The sequence below is a fragment of the uncultured Allobaculum sp. genome (assembly GCF_948576815.1).
GTDB lineage: Bacteria > Bacillota_I > Bacilli_A > Erysipelotrichales > Erysipelotrichaceae > Allobaculum > Allobaculum fili.
In genome coordinates this window covers 1-3986 of the sequence record NZ_CAPAEZ010000114.1, presented here as the reverse complement: position 1 = coordinate 3986, position 3986 = coordinate 1, and the positions used below count along the sequence as shown (strand labels likewise).

General features: G+C 48.7%; 5 protein-coding genes. 3 read left to right on the top strand and 2 right to left on the bottom strand.

Translation table 11 applies throughout. The features are described 5' to 3' along the window. On the top strand, positions 1-361 hold a 361-nt coding region (locus Q2J39_RS10515), incomplete at its 5' end, for a hypothetical protein (RefSeq protein ID WP_288340647.1). A 326-nt stretch (positions 362-687) separates the two neighbouring features. Further along, positions 688-1674, top strand: a complete 987-nt coding sequence (locus Q2J39_RS10510; RefSeq protein WP_230267740.1) for a Gfo/Idh/MocA family protein — start codon at positions 688-690, stop codon at positions 1672-1674. A gap of 224 nt (positions 1675-1898) precedes the next feature. Here Q2J39_RS10510 and Q2J39_RS10505 read toward each other — a convergent pair whose 3' ends face one another. Together Q2J39_RS10505 and Q2J39_RS10500 are read right to left on the bottom strand one after the other, a co-directional pair. Beyond that, complete coding sequence (locus Q2J39_RS10505; protein ID WP_230267741.1) at positions 1899-2129, bottom strand: hypothetical protein; 231 nt, start codon at positions 2127-2129, stop codon at positions 1899-1901. Positions 2130-2262: 133 nt separating this feature from the next. Beyond that, on the bottom strand, positions 2263-3564 hold the full coding sequence (locus Q2J39_RS10500) for a CapA family protein (protein WP_288340643.1): 1302 nt from the start codon (positions 3562-3564) through the stop codon (positions 2263-2265). A 189-nt stretch (positions 3565-3753) separates the two neighbouring features. On the opposite strand from Q2J39_RS10500, the gene Q2J39_RS10495 reads away from it, so the two are divergent. Next, positions 3754-3951 (top strand): hypothetical protein, encoded by a 198-nt coding sequence (locus Q2J39_RS10495; RefSeq protein WP_288340641.1) that lies wholly within the window; start codon positions 3754-3756, stop codon positions 3949-3951. The last annotated feature ends 35 nt before the right edge of the window (positions 3952-3986 follow it).

Below are 3986 nucleotides of genomic sequence, written 5' to 3'. Positions count from 1 at the left end.
TTATCCCAAGGAGGCGGTCGAGAAAATACCCGTCTTTTATTTGACGCTTACTTTGAATCCAGTAGACATCCGAGGAAAAAGAAACGTATGTAAAAATGAATTATTGTTTGCGGAAATGACACGAGATGTTAAAAACTGGATACAATCGAGCATAGATCCACGAAAAACGGGAGGAAGATTTATGGACACGATCAGCATGGAAGAAATCCTGGCGATTTATCAAAAGGTCGGTGCTTCCCCAAAGAAGACCGCTGTGATCCGCACGACGCTCAATAAAGGCACCCTGCGAAATCGTCTAGTGGTCAAAAGACCGAATGGCCGTTTTAACGGAGCGCGTCTGAAGAAAACCGAGAAATACTAGAGGTTTACTAACCTAGAGGTTTACTAACAAAGCGGGAGACGGACTGAAGAGTTCCTCCATCCGCCCCATGACCGAAAATAGTCGGTGTGATTAGGATCGTCTGGGACGGAATGCCTTTGAAAAATCCTTTTGTGGAAGAAACACGCATTACTAAAATATGCCGCCATTTCGTTGGCGGCTGTTTTTACGATTCGTATGTTTACCTGGTGCAGACTTTCAAAATCCGGGATGGAAAGAGCGCAACTTATGGCATGATGATCATAAGAAAACCGCTTTTCCCGGAGCTTCTTTTCCAACTCTGAAAGAAGCGGTATTTAGGAGGAACTATGAAAATTGCAACTATCGGCTCTGGTGCGATTGTGGATCAGGCTTACGCGTCCTTCGCCCAGATTCCTTCCATTGAACCAGCCGCTGTCTATTCGAGGACAATGGAAAAAGCCAGAGCGTACGCCGATCGCCATCATGTTACAAAGACGTATGACAATCTGGAGGAAATGCTGGCGGATGAAGAAATCGATACCGTCTATATTGCTTCGCCAAACTCTCTGCACGTACCGCAGGCAAAAAAAGCGCTGGAAGCGGGCAAGAACGTCATTCTCGAAAAGCCGTTTGCGGCCAGCGTCGCTCAGGCCCAGGAACTCTTTGATCTTGCTGAGAAAAACGGTGTAATGATTTTTGAAGCCATCACCAGCATTCACACCCCAAACTTCCATATTCTTCAGGACAATCTTTCCAGAGCGGGAAAAATCCGGGAATGCGTCTTCAACTTTTCGCAGTATTCCCGGAAGTACACACGGTACATGGAAGGCATTGTCGATAATGTGTTCAATCCAGAAATGGAAGGCGGTGCGCTGATGGATATCGCCATTTATAACATCCATCTTGCATTGGCTCTGTTTGGAAAGCCGAAGGAAGTCTTCTATTATCCGCTCAAGGGATGGAACGGCATCGATTCGAGCGGCGTTCTGATTCTGATTTATCCTGAATGGATCGTTACATCTATTGGATCCAAGGATTCTTCCAGCGACTATCTGGCCGTCATTCAGGGGGAAAAGGGAACCTTCCGTATTGGAAAAGGCAGTACCGGGAAAATGGAATATATCGACTTCGTCGCTCCGGCCAGAGAAAACGAAAAGAATGAAGCCGAACAGATTTCCATCGATCAGGGCCTGCACATGGTTTATGAATTTGCGGATTTTGAAAAAGCAATTTCCAGCCACGATGAAAAAGCCTATGAGAAATACAAAGAGGAAACGCTGGCTGCTCTGTCTGTTCTGGAAGAAGCCAGAGCGCAGATGAACGCCAGAAAGTGATCCGCAGGCGGGTCTCTTTTCACATTGAGATAAACAGAAAAGCTCCTGCCTCTTTCGCCGTAATTGAACGACGGAAAAGTACAGGAGCTTTCTCCTTTTTGAACACCTGCAGCGGGGTGCGAGGGAGGGGATCGGAAATACGGAAAAACGGAATTGCGAAGCTATTCGAATCCAGATCGGCATTGGCCAAAGGAAAGAATGCGCCAATCCCCTATGACGCCGAATTATCTGGCGGCCGATCGACGGCTGCGCACCTGTAAAACCAGAGCGACAACAGCCAGAATGGCGGCAGGCGTCAGAAATTCAATGGCGCGTGCGGTCACAAACGCCCAGTACGGGGCGGAAGAGACGACCGGCGCGGAAAGAAAATAGCGCACGTAGTCCCACAGGGAAGTCAGAGCGAAAAAGCCGGCCATCAGCCCCGCGCCAATCCACCAGTATTTTGGTTTTTTCATACCTTCTCCTTTCATATTTCAATACACCTGTATGTTTTGCTTCTGCAGGACGATTCAGAAAGGTTCAGCTCCAGAACGGCAACTGAAAAGAACAAAGTCTTTGATTGCCATCCCTGCAGAAGAAAACGCGTATTTACTCCAGAACGATTTCGATACCGTCCGGTTTTCTCATGACCGAATCGACAAAAGACTGTACCCAGCTTTTGGAAATGTCCATTCCTTCGGCAGTGATGTAATGATTAGCGGCCATATCGTCGTTATATTCGTGAATGGTCGTAGTCCGGTATTCGCGAAGATCCGGCGAGATCCAGGTGATCGTCGGGGTGAATCGGATATCGGAAAAGGATGCTTTATGCGTATCAAAATCGTAGCTCAGGGTGAAGTTCGCCATGCCGCCGACCATGGTTTCGTTGGTGTTCTGCGCGGAGACGAAATTGCCCAGCGAGTAGTACACGAGCGTCTCCTGTTCGGGACTTTTGATGATTTCAACCGGCTCGATGACATGCGGATGGGTACCGATGATTACTTCCACCCCTTTGGAGTTCAGATAGTTCGCGACTTCAATCTGTTCCGCATTTGGGGAGGTCTGATATTCGTCGCCCCAGTGCATCGCGACGATCTGCACATCGCTGACGGCGTTCAGGGCGTCGAGCTTCTGATCGATCAGTTCATAGTTGATGGGTCCGTTTCCGCTGCGGTAGACATCCACGAGCCAGGGCATATCTGCGGGAATGGCGCCTTCCAGACCGTAGGTGAATCCGCAAAGTCCAACGCGAATGCCGTTGATGTTTCGAACAACGGGCGCGGCTGCGTCTTCTTCACTGACAAAGGCACCGGTTTCGGAAAGATCCGGATAATGTTCGCGCATATATTCCTTTTCGTAGATCAGGTCCTGCGCTGTTGCATCCAGAGAGTGATTGCTGGAAATGGAGAACCAGTCAAAGCCGGAAGCCATCAGCGAATCGATCATTTCGATCGGCCCATTGAAGGCGGGGTAGCCGGAAAGGCCAAACGCATCGCCGGCGCAGACCGTTTCAAAGTTGCAGTAGGCAAGGTCTGCACTTTGAAAATACGGAACGGTCATTTCATAAATCGGGGTGAAATCCCTGCTGTTGTGGTCCTGCTCATAGTAGACGAAAATCGTATCGTGAAGCAGATTGTCGCCAACGCCGGTAAACGTAAAAGACGAAGTGGAATCCCCGCTTTTTTGAGCGCCGGCGGTCGGCTGCCCGCTCTTTTCACTGGCTTGGTCTGCTGAATTTCCATCCATGCTGACCCAGCGGGAAGGAGAAAAGCGATTTCCAAAAAAGAGAACGCCGCAGACCAGGGCTCCAGCCGCAATTGCGGAAACCCAGATCCACCCGGTTTTCCGTCTGCGTGTCCTGGAAGAGCGAGGCTGGTGTTCAGAAGATGGGTTCCTGGATGAAGATGCCATAGCCGTGTACCTTTCTTTTTCTTTCTTGAGAAGTCCGGTTTCCACGGACGAAAATGCCGTCGCAGGAGTTCTTTAAGAAACTCTGGAAGAGAATTATTTATCCCGACAGGCACAAATACTGTGTTCATTATTTCATCTGGCTAACTAAAGCTCAATGAAGCCGGTGTGATCGGGGTCGGTTCGGCGCAAATGAAGAATATTAAAGAAGAAGATAAAAGAAGGCAGAGGATCCAGGCCGCCGAACGCGTTTCTGGAAAATGCGGGATTCAATGGAAAAGCAAAGAAATACAAACCATTCGTTTTCAAAAGGCGAAAGGCTCTGTTGAAGACGAAAAGAAAATTTTGCATGCTTTTCCATACAGGGAAAGACCAATGCTGTTCACTTAAGCTTCACAAGCTCACTTACAAATCAGGTTAGTTCC